This window comes from Muribaculum sp. (assembly GCF_029051885.1).
Classification (GTDB): domain Bacteria; phylum Bacteroidota; class Bacteroidia; order Bacteroidales; family Muribaculaceae; genus Muribaculum.
Genome location: NZ_JAIDKI010000129.1, coordinates 1 through 17,474, shown reverse-complemented (window position 1 = coordinate 17,474; position 17,474 = coordinate 1). Strand labels below are relative to the sequence as shown.

The window sequence follows — 17,474 nt, the reverse complement described above, 5'->3', positions numbered from 1 at the left end:
ACTCCTTCGTCACATGTCGAAAATCGTCTCAAGCTATACGACCCTGGCGGCAACATTTATTATTAAACAAGCTCTTACTTATAATGGTTGCTACTGATACAAATTATCGGAAAAGGGTGAATAATCGGCTTTTGGGGCCAATTGTCGCTCTACGGCTTTCGCGATTGGAGCGAATTGATGTAATTTTGGAGTAGCAATAACCCTATGATTGCCTACTACATCATGAAATTACGCAGACAATTAATCGCATTAACAGCCGTTGCTGCCTTGTCGGGCGTGCATGCCTACGGCTCGACGGAGCGTACCTCCGACACAAAATGGACACGTTTCAGCCACACACAGGCCGACGATTGGTATACCACCGACGACGCCCGCGGAGTGGCCGACAATGTATTGTTGTATCAGAAAAACTCTGGCGGCTGGCCCAAGAACATACCGATGCATATGCCCATGAGCGAAGCCGACCGGAAGCGTGTCGCCGGCGAAAAAGACTCGAAAGAGGCCTCCAAGAAGGGGTGTATGGATAATGACGCCACAACGAGCGAGATACGTTTCCTTGCCAGGATGTGGAAGGCCAACGGCGACAGTATCTATCTCGAGGGTGCCCGTCGGGGCGTGCGCTTCATACTCGACTCGCAGTATCCCAACGCGGAGGCTCCCGACACACATGCCGGCGGGTGGCCTCAGTATTATCCTCTGCGCGGAGGCTACAGCGACTATTTCACCTTCAACGACAATCTGCACATTAATAATATGGTGCTTCTGCGCGATCTGCTCGACCCCTCTACCGAGGCCGGGGCGATACTTCCCGCTGGATGGCGCGCGGAGGTCGAGAAGGCCTACAAGGCCGGCCTGCAGTGTATACTCGACTGTCAGGTGGTAGAGGACGGAGTAAAGACCATGTGGTGTGCGCAGCACGACCCCTATACGCTGCTCCCCGCCGAGGGTCGTCCCCACGAGCTGCCTTCGTATTCAGCCGACGAGGGCACTTCGATATTGTGGTTTCTGATGTCGATTGACGACCCTTCGGCCGAAGTTGTCGATGCCGTAGAGCATGCTGTGGCATTTATGGAAAAGACAGCTATCGAGGGCAAGAAGCCCGAATTTGTGTACAACGACCGCGGAAGCCGCATCGACGAGGTGGTGGTCGACTGCGACAGCTCACGTATGTGGGGTCGCTTTATCCAGCTCGGAGGCGATGTCGCCGCCAAGGTGTATCCCAACTTTTTCGAGCGGCTCAAGGAGCGCCGGCCACGCACACTGAAGATAGGTGGCGACACCCTGAGCTATGAGCTGTGGCGCAATGCCGCCGAGAGCTACGACGCTTCGCAGGCCCATCGTCCCATCTTCAGTATCTACGACGACAGTCGTCCTCACCATCTGTTCAGGTTTCTCTACAGCTTTTCCGACCTTGAGCCTGTGGCCGACAGCCAGTGCGGATATATGTTCGCTCCGTCGCTCAATGCCGCGCGGCGTATCCGTTACCGCTACATCGGCACCTGGCCCGACTTCGTCATCAAGGGTCAATATCCCGAATGGCATGCCCGCATGGAAAGGAAATTTGGTAAAAAGAGAGGGAAAAATTAACGCTTCTTGGAAAGACGCTTCACGTGTACACGATAAATTATTAACTTTGGGGTGTAGGCGGCGATATCCGGCCATGAATACTGTCGTCGTTCTGCCATAATGCCATAAACAGATTATTAAACAAGCTCTAAAAAGCTCTTAACCTTATGAAATTGAATCGAAACCTTACAGTGCTCGCATGCTGCGCCGCCATGAGCTTATCCATGCAGGCCGCTCCCGAACTGAGCGAAGTATGGGTAGCCGACCTCGGCAACGGCAAGTACCAGAATCCGATTATCTATGCCGATTATTCCGACCCCGATGTAGTGCGTGTCGGCGATGACTTCTATATGACCGCTTCCAGCTTCAACTGTGTGCCCGGTCTGCCGATTCTGCATTCCAAGGATTTGGTCAACTGGACTATCATAAGCTACGCCATCGACCGTTTCCCCGACGAAGCATTGTTTGTCAAGGACGGTGTGAACCACGGCAATGCAGTGTGGGCTCCTTCGATACGCTATCACAACGGCGAATTCTATATCTACTACGGCGATCCCGACCTGGGCATATTCATGACCAAGGCCAAGGACCCCAAGGGCCCGTGGTCGCCTCTGAAGCTGGTGGCTCGCAAGAAAGGTGTAATCGACACCTGTCCGCTCTGGGACGAGGACGGAAAGGCCTACATGTCGTGGGGCTTTGCCGGCAGCCGCGCCAATCTTAAGAGTGTGCTTGCCGTGTGTGAGATGGCTCCTGACGGCGAGAGCCTGATAGGGCAGCCCAAAATCGTATATGACGGCCATGACGTAGACGTGACCATCGAGGGTACGAAATTCTACAAGCGCAATGGTTACTACTATATAATGTCGCCGGCCGGAGGTGTGCCAACCGGCTGGGAGACCATACTCCGCTCCAAGAGCCCCTGGGGCCCTTATGAGCGCAAGGTGGTGCTTGCCCAGGGCGACACTGATATCAACGGCCCCCATCAGGGCGGCTGGGTCGACACTCCCGATGGCGGCGAGGACTGGTTTATCCACTTCCAGGATGTAGGCGCTGTAGGGCGCATCGTGCATCTCAACCCCGTACACTGGATCGAGGACTGGCCTGTGATGGGTGTCGACAAAGATGGCGACGGCTGCGGCGACCCCGTGCGCACCTACAAGAAGCCCAACGTAGGCAAGACATATCCCAAGGCCACTCCGCAGGAGAGCGACGAGTTCAACGACATCAACCTCGGCCTTCAGTGGCAGTGGCACGGCAATCCCGAGCCGTGGTGGGGCTACAACAATGTGGAGAAGGGTGTGCTTTCGCTCTATTCCGTGCCTGTCAGCCCAAATTACAAGAGCCTTTGGGATGTGCCCAACCTTCTGCTCCAGAAGATACCGGCACCGTCGTTTACCGCTACGATGAAGGTCACTCTTACCCCCGACAAGCGTTACGACGGAGAGCGCACCGGCCTGGTGGTGATGGGACTTGACTATGCCGTGCTTGCTCTGGAGAAGACCGCAGAAGGGTTCCGCCTGAGCGAAAACGAATGTCATAAGGCCGACAAGGGTAAGACCGAAGTCGAGAATGCCTCGGTGATGCTTCCCGATTCGACCGCCTATCTGCGCGTGAAGATGGCCGACGGCATATGCAATTTCAGCTACAGTCTCGACGGCAAGAAGTTCAAGAGTATCGGCAAGCCGTTTACCGCCCGCGAAGGGAAATGGATCGGTGCGAAAATCGGAACATTCTGCACACGTCCCAAGGTGGCAAATGACGGCGGACGCGCCGATATCGACTGGTTCCGTGTAACAAAGCTCTAACTGAGTCATGCGACTGAAACATATCATAGCATCCTTATCGATACTTATACTCGGCCTCCCTATATATGGGGCCGAGTATAAACGTGAAATAACCGTTGCTCCTGACGGCAGCGGCGACTATACCACCCTTACCGACGCTCTGGAAGGGATACGCGCCTATATGGACTACCGTGTCACGGTCAATCTGCGTCCGGGAGTCTATCGCGAGAAGGTGGTGATACCCTCGTGGATAGAGAATGTGGAATTTGTCGGCGCCGGTGCAGACAGTACGGTGATAAGCTGGGGCGACTATGCCTCTCTCGACAATATGGGCACATTCCGCACCTATACGGTAAAGGTGGAGGGATGTGACATCACATTTCGCAACCTTACCATCGAAAACAGTGCCGGAGAGGTAGGGCAGGCAGTGGCCCTGCATACCGAGGGCGACCGTCTGAGGTTTGACAATTGCAGTTTCCGAGGCAACCAGGACACCGTGTTTACCGGCGGCCGCGGCTCGAGACTCCTCTTTGACAACTGCTATATCGAGGGTACTACCGACTACATATTCGGTCCGTCTACAGCCCTTTTCCGCGACTGCACACTCCACAGCAAGCGCAACAGCTATATAACCGCTGCGTCGACTCCCGACACGGTAATGACGGGCTACGTGATGTACCGCTGCCGGCTGACTGCCGCCGACGGTGTCGACAAGGTGTATCTCGGGCGTCCGTGGCGTCCGTATGCCTCTACTTATTTTATCGACTGCGAGATGGGCGGTCACATAGTTGCCGCAGGCTGGCACAACTGGCGTAATCCCGACAATGAAAAGACAGCCCGCTATGGCGAATACGGTTCGCGCGGCGAGGGCGCTGACAAGGCCGACCGAGTGGGGTGGGCGACCGCGCTCTCACCATCGGAAGCGGCCCGGCTGAGCGACCCTGCTGTAATATTCGCATCTTCTCCGGGATATATGCGGTGGGTGCCCTGACCTCTCTTCAGATACCGTAATTTCCAGAATAAACTATTTCCATAAACAGAAACATAATATCAACACAATAAACTAATTAATCATGAAATTTCTCAATAGTCTGACAGCTCCCAAGGCCCATGCGCCTGAACGTGTCATTCAGTTTGGCGAAGGCAACTTCCTCCGCGCGTTTGTAGACTGGATTATCAAGAATATGAACGACAGCACCGACTTCAACTCGTCGGTAGTAATCGTGCAGGGGCAGCCTGACAGTTTTGCTATGGGTCTGCTCCAGGCCCAGGACTATATGTACCATGTCAACCTTCAGGGCCGTCTTGACGGCGAGGCTGTCGACTCCTATACCCGCGTTGATGTAATCAGCCGCGGTGTCAATCCGTTCAGCCAGACCGATGCCTATCTTGCCCTTGCCGACCAGCCCGAGATGCGTTTCGTAATCTCCAACACCACCGAGGCCGGTATCGTGTTTGACCCCGAATGCAAATTTACCGACCGTCCCGCCTCGTCATATCCCGGACGTCTCACCCAGCTCCTCTACCGCCGCTATACCACATTCAACGGCGCTCCCGACAAGGGATTCATCATCATGCCCTGTGAGCTTATCTTCGAGAACGGCCACCATCTGCGCGACGCCATCCTCAAGTATATCGACCTCTGGAAGGATGATTTCGGTGCCGACTACGAGGGATTCAAGACATGGTTTGAGAAGTACAATTATGTATGTGCCACACTCGTCGACCGTATCGTGCCCGGATTCCCGCGCAAGGATATTGCCAACATACAGCAGAAACTCGGATATGTCGACAATGTAGTGGTGCAGGGCGAGGTGTTCCACCTGTGGGTAATCGAGCGCCCCTGCAACATGAGCATCGAAGAACTGCGCGCCGAATTCCCTGCCGAGAAGGCCGGTCTCCATGTTATAATCACCGACTCGGAGGCTCCTTACCACGAACGCAAGGTGACTCTGCTCAACGGCCCCCACACCGTGCTGTCGCCCGTGACCTACCTCAGCGGCGTGAACATCGTGCGCGACGCCTGCAACCATCCCGTGCTCGGCAAATATATCCACAAGGTGCAGTTCGACGAACTCATGCAGACCCTCAATCTGCCGATGGAGGAGCTGGAGAAGTTTGGCGGCGATGTGCTTGAGCGTTTCAATAACCCTTATGTCGACCATCAGGTGACATCAATCATGCTCAACGCCTTCCCCAAGTTCCAGACCCGCGACCTTCCCGGCCTCAAGACCTATCTCGAGCGCAAGGGCGAACTTCCCAAGGGTATCGTGCTCGGACTGGCCGCCATCATCACCTACTACAAGGGTGGCAAGCGTAACGACGGCGCCGAAATCAAACCTCAGGACGACCAGGCAATCATGGATCTGCTCACTCAGCTTTGGGCTACCGGCGACACCGCCAAGGTGGCCGAGGGTGTGCTCGCTGCCGACTCGCTCATATGGAAGGAGCATGGCGATCTCAACCGTATCCCCGGCCTGACAGCAATGGTGACCGATTTCCTCAACCAGATACAGGAGAAGGGTATGCTCGCAACCGTTGAGGGCATACTGTAAGCGTATATAATATATGAAAGAATATATAAAGATAAATCCTGCCGACAATGTGGCCGTCGCCATCGCTCCGCTCAGTAAGGGGACGACTGTCACTGTCGACGGCAGTGAGATAACTCTTGTCGACGACATCCCCGCCGGGCACAAGTTTGCCCTCGGGGATATCGCCGAAGGGGAGAATGTGGTAAAATACGGCTTCCCTATCGGACATGTGCGCCACGCTGTGGCCAAGGGCGCATTTCTCGACCATGAGACCATCGCCACCAATCTTGCCGGCACACTCGACTATTCGGATATCTCGATTAAGGGAGCCTACGGAGAGTGTCCTGCCCGATACCGCGAGGAGCGTACCTTCGAGGGGTACCTCCGTAGCGACGGTCAGGCCGGCATACGCAACGAGGTGTGGGTAATCCCTACCGTGGGCTGTGTCAACGGTATCGTAAAGCGTATTGCCGAGGCACTTAAGAAGGAGACCGGATGTGAGGGTGTCGACGACATCGTGGCATTCACCCACAACTACGGCTGCTCGCAGCTCGGAGGTGACCATGAGAATACCAGGAAGATACTCCGCGACATGGTGCATCATCCCAATGCGGGCGCTATCCTCGTGGTAGGTCTCGGCTGCGAGAACAACCAGCCCAAGGCATTCGAGGAGTTCTGTGGCGATTACGACCACGAGCGCGTGAAGTTTCTCGTATCGCAGGAGGTCGAGGGCGACGAGGTAGAGGCCGGTCTGGAGATATTGCGCGGCCTTTATGAGAAGGCCCGCGGCTGCAAGCGCAGCACACAGCCGGCGTCAAAGCTGCGCATCGGCCTGAAGTGTGGCGGCTCCGACGGTTTCTCAGGCATCACTGCCAATCCGCTGCTGGGCGAACTGTCGGACTACCTGTGCAACTGCCAGGGTGGCACCACGATACTGACCGAGGTGCCCGAAATGTTTGGCGCCGAAACCATACTGATGGAGCGCTGTGCCGACAACAATCTGCTGCACAACACCATCGACCTGATAAACGACTTCAAGGAGTATTTCCTCAGCCATGGCGAGCCTGTAGGTGAGAATCCCTCGCCCGGCAACAAGGCCGGCGGCATCTCCACGCTTGAGGAGAAGGCCCTCGGCTGCACACAGAAGTCGGGCAAGAGCGCGGTGAAGGGTGTGCTTGCATATGGCGACCGTGTCACTACCAACGGGCTCAACCTCCTGTCGGCTCCCGGCAACGACCTTGTGGCCGCTACCGCCCTGGCGGCCGCCGGCTGTCAGATGGTACTGTTCACCACCGGCCGCGGCACTCCATTCGGCACGTTTGTACCCACAGCCAAGATTTCGACCAACAGCTCGCTGGCGGCACGCAAGCCCGACTGGATTGACTTCAACGCCGGACAGCTTGTCGAGGACCGTTCGATGGAGGATGTGCTCGACGACTTCATCGGCTTTGTGCTTGAGGTAGCCTCAGGACGTAGGGTAAACTCTGAAATCCATGGATATCAGGAAATTGCCATATTCAAGAATGGAGTGACCCTATAAAGATTGACAATAATCATTGAAAACAACCGTTAAATCCGATAGAGATTTGAGATTATCAGACGGTAGCCTGACACAGGCATATCGTATAATTGTCAGGTCTGATATCAGTCTAACACAAAAGCAAGTATTATGAAACCTTTCATGGATGAGAATTTTCTTCTCCAGACTCCTACGGCCCAGAAACTTTACCATGAGCATGCGGCCGGAATGCCTATTATCGACTATCACTGCCATCTGATACCCAAGATGGTGGCCGATGACCATAAATTCAGCTCAATTACCGAGATATGGCTTGGCGGTGACCACTACAAATGGCGCGCTATGCGCTCAAACGGTGTGCCCGAGCGTTTCTGTACCGGTACTGACACTACCGACTGGGAAAAATTTGAGAAGTGGGCCGAGACAGTGCCTTACACATTCCGCAATCCACTTTACCACTGGACACATCTCGAGCTTAAGACAGCCTTCGGCATCGACAAGCTGCTCAATCCGGAGACCGCACGCGAGATATTCGAGGCCTGCAACGACAAACTGCAGAACGACCCTACGATGACCGCCCGCGGACTGATGCGCCGCTACAATGTGGAGACTGTATGTACCACCGACGATCCCGTTGACTCGCTCGAATACCACAAGGCAGTGGCCGACAGCGGATTTGAAATCAAGATGCTCCCCACCTGGCGTCCTGACAAGGCCATGGCCGTCGAGAATGCAGCCGCCTTCCGCGCGTATGTAGAGAAGCTGGCCGAGGTGAGCGGTGTGGAAATCAACAAGTTCCAGGATTTGGTAGATGCTCTCCAGAAGCGTCATGATTTCTTTGAGTCGATGGGTTGCCGCCTCAGCGACCACGGCATCGAGGAATTCTATGCAGCCGACTACACCCAGGATGAAATCGACGCGATATTCAACAAGGTGTATGGCGGCAAGGAGCTCAGCAAGGAGGAGATACACAAGTTCAAGAGCGCTATGCTGGTAGTGTTCGGCGAGATGGACTATGAGTCGGGATGGACCCAGCAGTTCCATTACGGCGCTATCCGCGACAACAACTCCAAGATGTTCAAGCTGCTCGGTCCCGATACCGGCTTCGACAGCATCGGCGAGTTTACTACCGCCAAATCGATGTCGAAGTTCCTTGACACGCTCAATTCGCGCGGCAAGCTGACCAAGACCATACTCTACAATCTCAACCCCTGCGCCAACGAGGTAATCGCCACTATGCTCGGCAACTTCCAGGACGGCAGTGTGGCCGGAAAGATACAGTTTGGTTCCGGCTGGTGGTTCCTTGACCAGAAGGACGGCATGCAGAAGCAGATGAACGCCCTTTCGGTGCTCGGTCTTCTCAGCCGCTTTGTGGGCATGCTTACCGACTCGCGCTCGTTCCTCAGCTATCCTCGCCACGAGTATTTCCGTCGCACACTGTGTAATCTTGTAGGCAATGACATCGAAAACGGTGAAGTGCCTTATACCGGCTACGAAGAGGCCCGTGTCAATAAAATGATTGAGGATATCTGCTATAACAACGCCAAGAACTATTTCAAATTCTAATCTCTTGTGCTCATGGAAATCAAACAGACAATTGACAAGGAGTACAATGAGAAGATGAGCAGTTTCCGCTGGGTCATCTGCGGACTTCTGTTTCTGGCCACTACGGTCAATTATATGGACCGTCAGGTGCTCTCTCTTACCTGGAAGGACTTTATCTCGCCTGAGTTTCACTGGACCGATGCCGACTATGGTGTCATCACCGCTATCTTCTCGATAGTCTACGCCGTGGCCAATCTCTTCGCGGGCCGCTTCATCGACTGGATGGGCACCAAGAAGGGCTATCTGTGGGCAATCGGCGTATGGTCGGCCGGCGCCTGCCTCCATGCTCTCTGCGGATGGGCTACCGAGCACACCGTGGGTCTGCACGACGCGGCCGAGATGGTAAGCGCCACCGGTGCCATGGCCTCTCTTGTGGCCATCACGTCGGTGTACTACTTCATAGCCGCTCGCGTGGTGCTTGCCATAGGCGAGTCGGGCAACTTCCCCGCCGCCGTGAAGGTGACAGCCGAATATTTCCCCAAGCGCGACCGTGCCTATGCTACCGCCATATTCAATGCCGGAGCCACGGTGGGCGCTCTTGCCGCTCCTGTGTCAATACCGCCTCTGGCCCGTTTCTTCCAGAACATGGGTGTGGGCAACGGCTGGGAGATGGCCTTTATCGTAATCGGTGGTCTGGGCTTCGTGTGGATGGGTCTGTGGATGTTCTACTACAAGAAACCGGCCCAGAATCCGCGTGTCAACAAGGCCGAGCTTGCCTATATCGAGCTTGACAACCATTCTGACGAGACACCTTCGGAGAAGGCCGACAAGGAGGACAGCAACAAGGATGTAATCCCCTTCTGGCAGTGCTTCAAGTATCCGCAGACGTGGGCAGTCGTGTTCGGCAAGTTCTTTACCGACGGAGTGTGGTGGTTCTTCCTGTTCTGGATACCGGCCTATATCTCCGACGTGTATGGCTTCGCTTCCGACACCGGCACTGCACAGATGCTTATCTTTGTGCTTTATGCCATCACGATGCTGTCGATATATGGAGGCAAGCTCCCGACAATCATCATGAACAAGACCGGTCTTAATCCATATGCTGCTCGTATGCGTGCGATGTTTATCTTCGCGCTGTTCCCGCTGCTGGCCATCTTCGCCCAGCCTCTGGGAGCTTATTCCTACTGGTGGCCTGTAATCATCATCGGTATCGCCGGAGCGGCCCATCAGTCGTGGTCGGCCAACATCTATTCGGTGGTCGGCGACATGTTCCCCAAGAGCACCATCGCCACTATCATCGGTGTCGGCGGTATGGCCGGCGGCGTGAGCTCGTTCCTGATCAATCTCTGTTCGGGTCGTCTGTTTGACTACGCCGGAGAGACCGGCATGCGCTTCATGGGCTTCGAGGGTAAGCCTGCGGGATATTTCATCGTGTTCTGCATATGCGGTGTGTCTTATCTGATAGGATGGTGCATAATGAAGCTCCTTGTGCCGAAGTACAAGAAGATTGTAGTCGGCAAATAACCGTACTGATATTACGTCATGAAGGCGGCGCAGGGCATTCCGACCCTGCGCCGCCTCAACTTTTATACATCCCGGGGTGTTGTTACCTATGATTGCAACGAACAACTAAAATTCAGTATAATTATGAGCAAATCAGAAAAAGCTCCCAAGAGCATAAAGGGTACGCGCACTGAACAGAATGTAGTTGACGCTTATATCAGCGAGACTCAGGCTTATGCCCGTTATACATATTACGCCACACAGGCAGAGAAAGACGGATATTTCCCACTGAAAGAAGTGTTTGAGGAGACTGCCGCCAATGAGTTGCGTCATGGCAAGGTGTATCTGAAGATGCTTCAGGGCGGAGAGCTGACCTGCAATATTCCTGTCGATGCTATCCCGGCCAAGGATACCGCCACCAATCTCGAGATATCCATCCACGAGGAGGGTGATGAGGCAGTGAAGACCTATCTTGCCAACGCCAAGGTGGCCGAGGAGGAGGGATTTCCCGAGATAGCCGAGCACTTCAAGGCTATCGCCTCGATAGAGCAGCATCATATGGAGCGCTTCCAGCGCTATCTCGACCGCATCAAGGCCGGCACTCTGTGGAAGCGAGACAAGGCCATAACCTGGAAATGTCTGGTGTGTGGATATGAATTTGTAGGCAAGGAGCCCCCAAAGGTGTGTCCCGCCTGCGACCATCCCTATCAGCATTATATGCCGATGGATATGGAGTAATCGGTGAAGATAGAAAAGGCGCCGCACTCTGCTGTCAGAGTGCGGCGCCTTTATTGTCTATTAGTCCGGTTATTATGTCAGCGAGCCACGGATATGTAGGGGCGCAGCAGAGGGAGGGTGTCGGCGAGAGCCTGTGCGGCGAGAGTGGCTACGAATGTGGCGCCCTTGATGTTGAGGTGGGTGTTGTCGATTTTTCCTTCCGGAGCAAAGGGGTAGGTGTTGGCCGGAATCCACATGAAATATTGGCGAGAGGCGTCGCGTCCGAGAGCCTGTATGGCGTTGTGGGTGATTGCATTCATGTCGATAAACGGTATGCCGAGGCTTTCTGCCACTCGCCGCGGCGGGTTGAGGTATTGGCCGTGGGTGTCGACGAGCCGTAATCCTTCGGAGTCGAATGCCTCGGGATGGTATCCCTTTTTATATTTGTCGTCGACGGTGACTGTCGGAGCGCCGGGTGCCGGGAAGTTGCGCCTTACGATGGAGTTCATGAGTATGGGTGTGGCCCCTTTGTCGAGGGCCGCACGTGCGAAGCGGTAAAGGTTGGCGTCGAATGTCGAGCCGGGTTCGGTATATCGCGAGGGGTCGTTGGCTTTCTCGTCGTTGTGGCCGAACTGGATTATCAGATAGTCGCCCGGGCGCAGACGGTCGATTACCTTATCCCAGCGGCCTTCGTCGATGAAACTTTTGGAGCTGCGTCCGTTGACGGCATGGTTGTCGACGCGCACGGGACCGTTGAGCAGGGTGGGGAGCATCTGTCCCCAGCCGCGCTCCTGGTTGTCGCCTTTCAGCACTTTGTCGGCCATGGTCGAGTCGCCTATCATCATTATTGTGACGGTGTCGGCGGGCTGAGTGAGGGATACTGTCACGGTCGAGGGTTGACGGTGACGGTCGGCGATGTCGTCCATGTATGCCTGCCAGTCGGCGAGCCTTACCGGAGCGCCGTCTTCCTTGGCCGATGCGAATGCGATAGAGTAGGATATGCGTCCGGCGGCATCGGGGTTGAGTGTGAGCAGGTAGTTGAGCGAGTCTTCTCTCACGTCATTGACCAGCGAGTCGGGTGCGTATATTCCTACGGCAAGAGTCTCGATATGGTCGGGATGTTTCCTGTCGGGTGTGCTTGTGCCGCAGCTGAGAGCGGTGCCTCGGGCAGATACGAATCCGCTGCCGGGCAGATTGTCGGAGTTGGCCGGGGTGTCGAGCTTCAGCACACCGGTGGCGAATGAGCCGTCGGGTGCGCCGTATAGTCCGGTTATGTCGACTTCTATGTCGCGGTGTCCGGCCCATAATGTGTAGCGCTGAGTCATATCGTAGGTGGTGCCGTTGACCATCCATCCGGGTGTCGATACCTCTATTATGGAGCGCACGGGGCCTGAGGTGATGACGCGCTGTGAGCGAGAGGCCACTGTGTCGGTGGCGAAAAGGGTGCCGTCGGGCGCAACGGCGCGGAATGAGCCTGCGCCGATAGAGTTGCCTGCCCAGAGGATGTCGCATCCGTATCCGTCGGCAGCCTGGGCGGGTGTGGTGTAGAAGGCCGTCGCAGGGAGTTCGAGACGGGGTGATTTCTTGCCGTACAGGTCGATGCTCTGTCGGTTGTCGGCATATACGCGTATGGCTCCGTGGGAGCCTTCGAGCATTATGCCGTGGCCGTAGATGGCGTCGTAGACATGTCGCGGAGTGTCGGTGCCGGGAAATGTCACATCCGAGGCAGCGGGGTAGCGTTTGCTCTGGTCGCGCAGGCGCAGCGAGGCCCATGTCGATGGCTCGAACTGCGAGCCGTCGGTGCCTTCGCCGATTGTGACTTTCGCGGTGACTTCGGCCTTGGCGGGGAGGTCGACGGTGAATGCGAGTTCGTCGGGACGACCGTCGCCGTCGGTGTCGTCAATCTGCCAAGGGATGTCGGTGCCGTCAATCTTTACCGACGCGAGGGGGAGCGTCTTTCCCCAGAACATACCCTTTACGGGGAGTGTCACCCCGACAGCGTTGCGGGGTGCCGCCGAGGGGTTGGCGACGGTGACATCAAATTGTGTCGCGGCGTATGAAGCCGCCGCGCATGTTGCCGCTGTAAATGTGAGAATAGAGCGGAAAGTGTTCATCATGAAACTGTGTTATGGATATTAATTTGGCGAAATTGGGTGTAATAGTTTTCACCCGGCCGTGTTACGGCTGCAAATATACGGAATTTCCAAAAATTAATTATTAAGTTTGCACAGACATCACGTCATCTAATATCCATAAATTACATAGACCGACATGAAAAAATACCTGTTGAAAATAGCCTTCATGCTGCTCCCGTTGCTCTCCTATGCCTCCTCGGCGTGGGACACTGACTACAAGCAGATCGACGGATCGGTGAAGCGTCCTGTTTTCCCTGAAAAGACTTTTGTCATCAGCAAGTATGGTGCAAAACCCGATGGCCGACCGGATAAGAACCAAAAGGCCATCAACAAGGCAATCGAAGCCTGCCACAAGGCCGGCGGCGGTGTGGTGGCGGTGCCTGCGGGCACTTACCGTACCGGAGCCATACGGTTGCTTTCCAATGTGAATCTCAAGGTCGACGAGGGAGCCACGCTGCTCTTTGTGTTCCAGCCCGAGCTTTACCCCATAGTTCCCACCCGCTGGGAGGGTCTCGACTGCTGGAATCTCTCGCCGTGTGTGTATGCTTTCCAGGCCGACAATGTGGCCATCACCGGAAAGGGTACTATCGACGGCGGTGCCGACAATGAAAACTGGTGGCCATGGTGTGGCAAGGACCGTTTCGGCTGGAAGGAGGGCATGCCCCGCCAGCAGGACGACCATGCGCGTCCGCGCCTGCTGCGTCTGGCCGAGGATGGAGTGGAGATGGACGAGCGCCGCTTTACAGCCGATGACTGCCTGCGCCCCCAGCTGATTAACTTCAACCAGTGTGACGGAGTGCTCATCGAGGATGTGACTCTGCTGCGTTCGCCGTTCTGGGTAATCCATCCGCTGCTGTCGAAGAATGTGACTGTGAGCGGGGTGCATATCAGCAACGACGGCCCCAACGGCGACGGCTGCGACCCCGAGTCGTGTGACGGCGTGGTGATTGAGAACTGCTTCTTCAACACCGGCGACGACTGTATAGCCATAAAGAGCGGCCGCAACAACGACGGCCGTCTGTGGGGACGTCCGTCGGAGAATATCATCATACGCAACTGCCGCATGGAGAATGGCCACGGAGGTGTGGTAATCGGCAGCGAGATATCAGGCGGATGCCGCAACGTGTTTGCCGAGAACTGCACGATGGACAGTCCGAACCTCGACCGTGTAATCCGCATAAAGACCAATACCTGCCGCGGCGGTGTGATAGAGAATATCTATGCCCGCAATATCGAGGTGGGACAGTGCAAGGAGTCGGTGATGCGTATCAATCTCGACTATGAGCCACGCGAGATATGCTGCCGCGGATATGTGCCTACGGTGCGCAACGTGTATCTCGACAATGTCACCTGCAACAAGAGCCGCTACGGAATCCTGCTCAACTCGCTCGACTCGGTGGCCAATGTGTATAACATCAATGTGAGCAACTGCCGTTTTGACGGAGTGGCCGAGAACAATAAAATCACCGGCAAGGTGGGCGAGGTGAATTTCGCCAACACCACGGTCAACGGCAAGCCCTGCCTGAGCAGCACTCCTTACCGCAACCTGAGCCAGTGGCTTACCAAGTCGGAGATGCAGCGTGTGCCCCAGAGCTTCCTGCTCGACTTCTCGAAGAAGCCCAAGTGGAGCTATGTGATGGGTATTGAGCTTGAGTCGATGCTCGACACATATCTGCGCTACGGCGACGACAGCATACTCGACTACTGCAAGAGCTACACCGACACTATGATTGGCGCCGACGGCTCGATACGCGGCTATAACCTGGCCGACTACAATCTCGACAATGTGCGCACCGGCCATTTCGTGGCTGCCATGCATGAGAATTTCCCCGAGGATAAGAATCTTATCGCTATCCGCACTCTTCAGCAGCAGCTCGACAAGCAGCCGCGCACCAAAGAGGGTGTATACTGGCACAAGGCCATGTATGCCTATCAGGTGTGGCTCGACGGCATATTCATGGGTCTGCCCTTCCGAGTGAAGACCGCCCACATGCTCCCCGCCAAGAAGCAGAAGGCTGTATATGACGATGCCGTGGATCAGCTGAAGAAGACTTATGAGCGCACTCTCGACGCCTCGACCGGGCTTAACCGCCATGCGTGGGACGAGAACCGCGATATGTTCTGGAGCAATGACACCACCGGCCTGTCGCAGCACTGCTGGGGGCGCGCCCAGGGCTGGTATGTGATGGCCCTGGTAGAGATACTCGATGCGCTGCCCGAGGATTATGGCCGCCGCGGCGAGGTGGCCGACCTGCTTACCCGCACTCTCGACGGAGTGGTGAAGTGGCAGGACAAGGATAGCGGCGTGTGGTGGCAGGTGATGGACCAGCCGGGCCGCGAGGGCAACTATCTTGAGTCGACCTGCTCGGCCATGATGGCCTACTCGATGCTCAAGAGTGTGCGCAAGGGTTATATCGACGGTCGCTTTATGGAGCCTGCGCGTAAGGCTTACCATGGTATCGTCGACCGTTTCCTCAAGGTGAATCCCGACATGACGCTGTCGCTTACCGACTGCTGCGCCGTGGCCGGTCTGGGCCCGGGTGTTAGCCCCGCAGTGAGCAAGGCTGCTCCGAAGGTGAAGGAGAACCGCCGCCGCGACGGCTCGTTTGACTACTACATATCGGAACCGGTGCGCGACAACGACGCCAAGGGAGTTGGCCCGTTTGTGTGGGCATCTCTCGAGATGGAACACAACGGTTGCGCTACCGCCGACCATCTCAATGATATCATACGTGCCAAATCGGGCACTCTTCGTAAATAAGGTGAAAAGACCATAATAATGTTTGACAACGATGTGGCCGGCCGTGAGGTCGGCCACATTATATATATAATCGGTTGGCGTGCGGTGGCTTGTCGTAATGGATTGCTCTGGTTTGCTCTGGTTTATGTTGGATATGTGCGAATTGTCGGGATTTTATTTGCATTTTAATAGACGAACACATATATTTGCAAAAAACCTTAAAACCCTCTCCTGCCATGATGGGGAAACGCATCAAGACATTTTCCGGCACGGCGCCGGCGTCCAAGGCGGCTTCACTGCCCGGCATACTATGGCCTCCTGTTTCTGACCGCGACTCAATGACTGCAATCCAGGCATTCACCATACAGACACCCTATGAATATTGCGAAAACTACGAATATATCCGCGGTAAGCTGTCGCGCATCAATACCCCCACAGGCTACTATGAGAATGGCCGGCACTACTTCTATATCAAGGATTATCAAGGCAATATCCGCTGTACTGTCTCCGACAACGACAGTCTTACAAAGGCCGTACACTATTATCCCGGAGGATCGCTGTTTGGCGAAAGCTATGGCTACTACTTTTGGTCAGGAAACAATCTTTTCCAAGGAGGCAAGCTCGAAAAAAGCAATGCCCACACCTTCTACGACCTACAGAACCGCCACTACGACCCGATACTCAATCGCTTTACCTCTGTCGATGCTCTTGGCGAAAAGACACAAATGGTCTCCCATTACATATACGCTCTCGGAAATCCCATAAGATTCATCGATCCCGAAGGATTGGAACCCACACCATATGAAGGTGGATTAATGTGTTGGGCTGTGTATCAAGATAAGAAATTCGAAGATATTATTAAAATCTTAGAAAAATTGAATTGGCACATCTCAAATAAAGATTTCAATATCCAGATGAATCATCCAGCAAATACGGGTATTGGAATGCAATCTATGGTATTCGAAAAAAGAAAGGGTGATGAAGTAATTGAATATGCATATGTATACGCAGGCACTAATTCATTGGAAGATGTGGTGGAAGACATTACGCAAACCATCGGTTTTTCTCCCCAAGTCAATGCTGCGGTAAAAAATGCGAAAAAAATGGAAGATAATGTTGATGGAAATGGATTGACATTTCTTGGCCACTCTCTTGGTGGATCTTTAGCCGCAGCCTCAAGTATGGCGACAGGAAAAAAGGCAATTACATATAATCCAGCTGCTATTAGCCGTGCATCAAGATTTTTTCATGGATTAACCGGCGATAGTAGGATTGAAAATTATATTTCTGTTGGAACTACTTTTATGGGAACAGTTATTATTAAGGATCCAATAACATTTATTCAAAATAGATTCGGGATTAATGCTCCGGGGAGGAATTACTACATTCCGGTAGGCCTTCAATGGGCATGGAATTATCATAGTATAGAAG

Annotated in this window: 11 protein-coding genes; 10 read left to right on the top strand and 1 reads right to left on the bottom strand. The window is 54.7% G+C overall.

The annotated features are described in order from the left end of the window. Positions 1-222: 222 nt before the first annotated feature. From pelA to rbr, 8 genes are all read left to right on the top strand, one after another. A complete protein-coding gene (gene pelA / locus K2I50_RS05675) occupies positions 223-1,587 on the top strand; it encodes a pectate lyase (RefSeq protein ID WP_301025239.1) in 1,365 nt (454 codons plus the stop codon). 152 nt (positions 1,588-1,739) lie between these two features. Then, complete coding sequence (locus K2I50_RS05670) at positions 1,740-3,371, top strand: family 43 glycosylhydrolase (RefSeq protein WP_526022956.1); 1,632 nt, start codon at positions 1,740-1,742, stop codon at positions 3,369-3,371. 7 nt (positions 3,372-3,378) lie between these two features. Then, entirely contained in the window at positions 3,379-4,341 is a 963-nt protein-coding gene (locus K2I50_RS05665) for a pectinesterase family protein (RefSeq protein ID WP_301025238.1), read from the top strand. An 82-nt stretch (positions 4,342-4,423) separates the two neighbouring features. Then, entirely contained in the window at positions 4,424-5,905 is a 1,482-nt protein-coding gene (locus tag K2I50_RS05660; RefSeq protein ID WP_301025237.1) for a tagaturonate reductase, read from the top strand. Positions 5,906-5,918: 13 nt separating this feature from the next. Continuing rightward, positions 5,919-7,424: a UxaA family hydrolase gene (locus K2I50_RS05655; protein ID WP_301025236.1), complete on the top strand. Its 1,506-nt coding sequence runs from the start codon at positions 5,919-5,921 to the stop codon at positions 7,422-7,424. A gap of 129 nt (positions 7,425-7,553) precedes the next feature. Then, positions 7,554-8,969 carry a glucuronate isomerase gene (gene uxaC / locus K2I50_RS05650; protein WP_123476045.1) on the top strand — a complete coding sequence of 472 codons (1,416 nt, stop codon included), beginning with the start codon at positions 7,554-7,556 and terminating at the stop codon, positions 8,967-8,969. 12 nt (positions 8,970-8,981) lie between these two features. Then, a complete protein-coding gene (locus K2I50_RS05645; protein ID WP_301025235.1) occupies positions 8,982-10,472 on the top strand; it encodes an MFS transporter in 1,491 nt (496 codons plus the stop codon). Between the two features lie 123 nt (positions 10,473-10,595). Beyond that, the gene (rbr, locus tag K2I50_RS05640) at positions 10,596-11,189 is read left to right on the top strand and encodes a rubrerythrin (protein ID WP_301025234.1); all 594 of its coding nucleotides are present in this window, start codon (positions 10,596-10,598) and stop codon (positions 11,187-11,189) included. 77 nt (positions 11,190-11,266) lie between these two features. On the opposite strand, the gene K2I50_RS05635 is transcribed toward rbr, so the two are convergent. Beyond that, positions 11,267-13,285, bottom strand: coding sequence for a DUF4861 family protein (locus K2I50_RS05635; RefSeq protein WP_301025233.1), 2,019 nt, complete (start codon positions 13,283-13,285; stop codon positions 11,267-11,269). 154 nt (positions 13,286-13,439) lie between these two features. On the opposite strand from K2I50_RS05635, the gene K2I50_RS05630 reads away from it, so the two are divergent. Further along, positions 13,440-16,064: a glycoside hydrolase family 88 protein gene (locus K2I50_RS05630; RefSeq protein ID WP_301025232.1), complete on the top strand. Its 2,625-nt coding sequence runs from the start codon at positions 13,440-13,442 to the stop codon at positions 16,062-16,064. Between the two features lie 215 nt (positions 16,065-16,279). Further along, positions 16,280-17,474, top strand: a 1,195-nt coding sequence (locus tag K2I50_RS05625; protein ID WP_301025231.1) for an RHS repeat domain-containing protein, incomplete at its 3' end; no start/stop codon positions are given.

Bases quoted from the DNA above. Each gene is read 5' to 3' on its own strand.
- K2I50_RS05630 (WP_301025232.1), top strand. From the start codon at position 13,440: ATGAAAAAATACCTGTTGAAAATAGCCTTCATGCTGCTCCCGTTGCTC.
- K2I50_RS05635 (WP_301025233.1), bottom strand. From the start codon at position 13,285: ATGATGAACACTTTCCGCTCTATTCTCACATTTACAGCGGCAACATGC.
- K2I50_RS05655 (WP_301025236.1), top strand. From the start codon at position 5,919: ATGAAAGAATATATAAAGATAAATCCTGCCGACAATGTGGCCGTCGCC.
- pelA (WP_301025239.1), top strand. From the start codon at position 223: ATGAAATTACGCAGACAATTAATCGCATTAACAGCCGTTGCTGCCTTG.
- K2I50_RS05665 (WP_301025238.1), top strand. From the start codon at position 3,379: ATGCGACTGAAACATATCATAGCATCCTTATCGATACTTATACTCGGC.
- rbr (WP_301025234.1), top strand. From the start codon at position 10,596: ATGAGCAAATCAGAAAAAGCTCCCAAGAGCATAAAGGGTACGCGCACT.
- uxaC (WP_123476045.1), top strand. From the start codon at position 7,554: ATGAAACCTTTCATGGATGAGAATTTTCTTCTCCAGACTCCTACGGCC.
- K2I50_RS05660 (WP_301025237.1), top strand. From the start codon at position 4,424: ATGAAATTTCTCAATAGTCTGACAGCTCCCAAGGCCCATGCGCCTGAA.
- K2I50_RS05645 (WP_301025235.1), top strand. From the start codon at position 8,982: ATGGAAATCAAACAGACAATTGACAAGGAGTACAATGAGAAGATGAGC.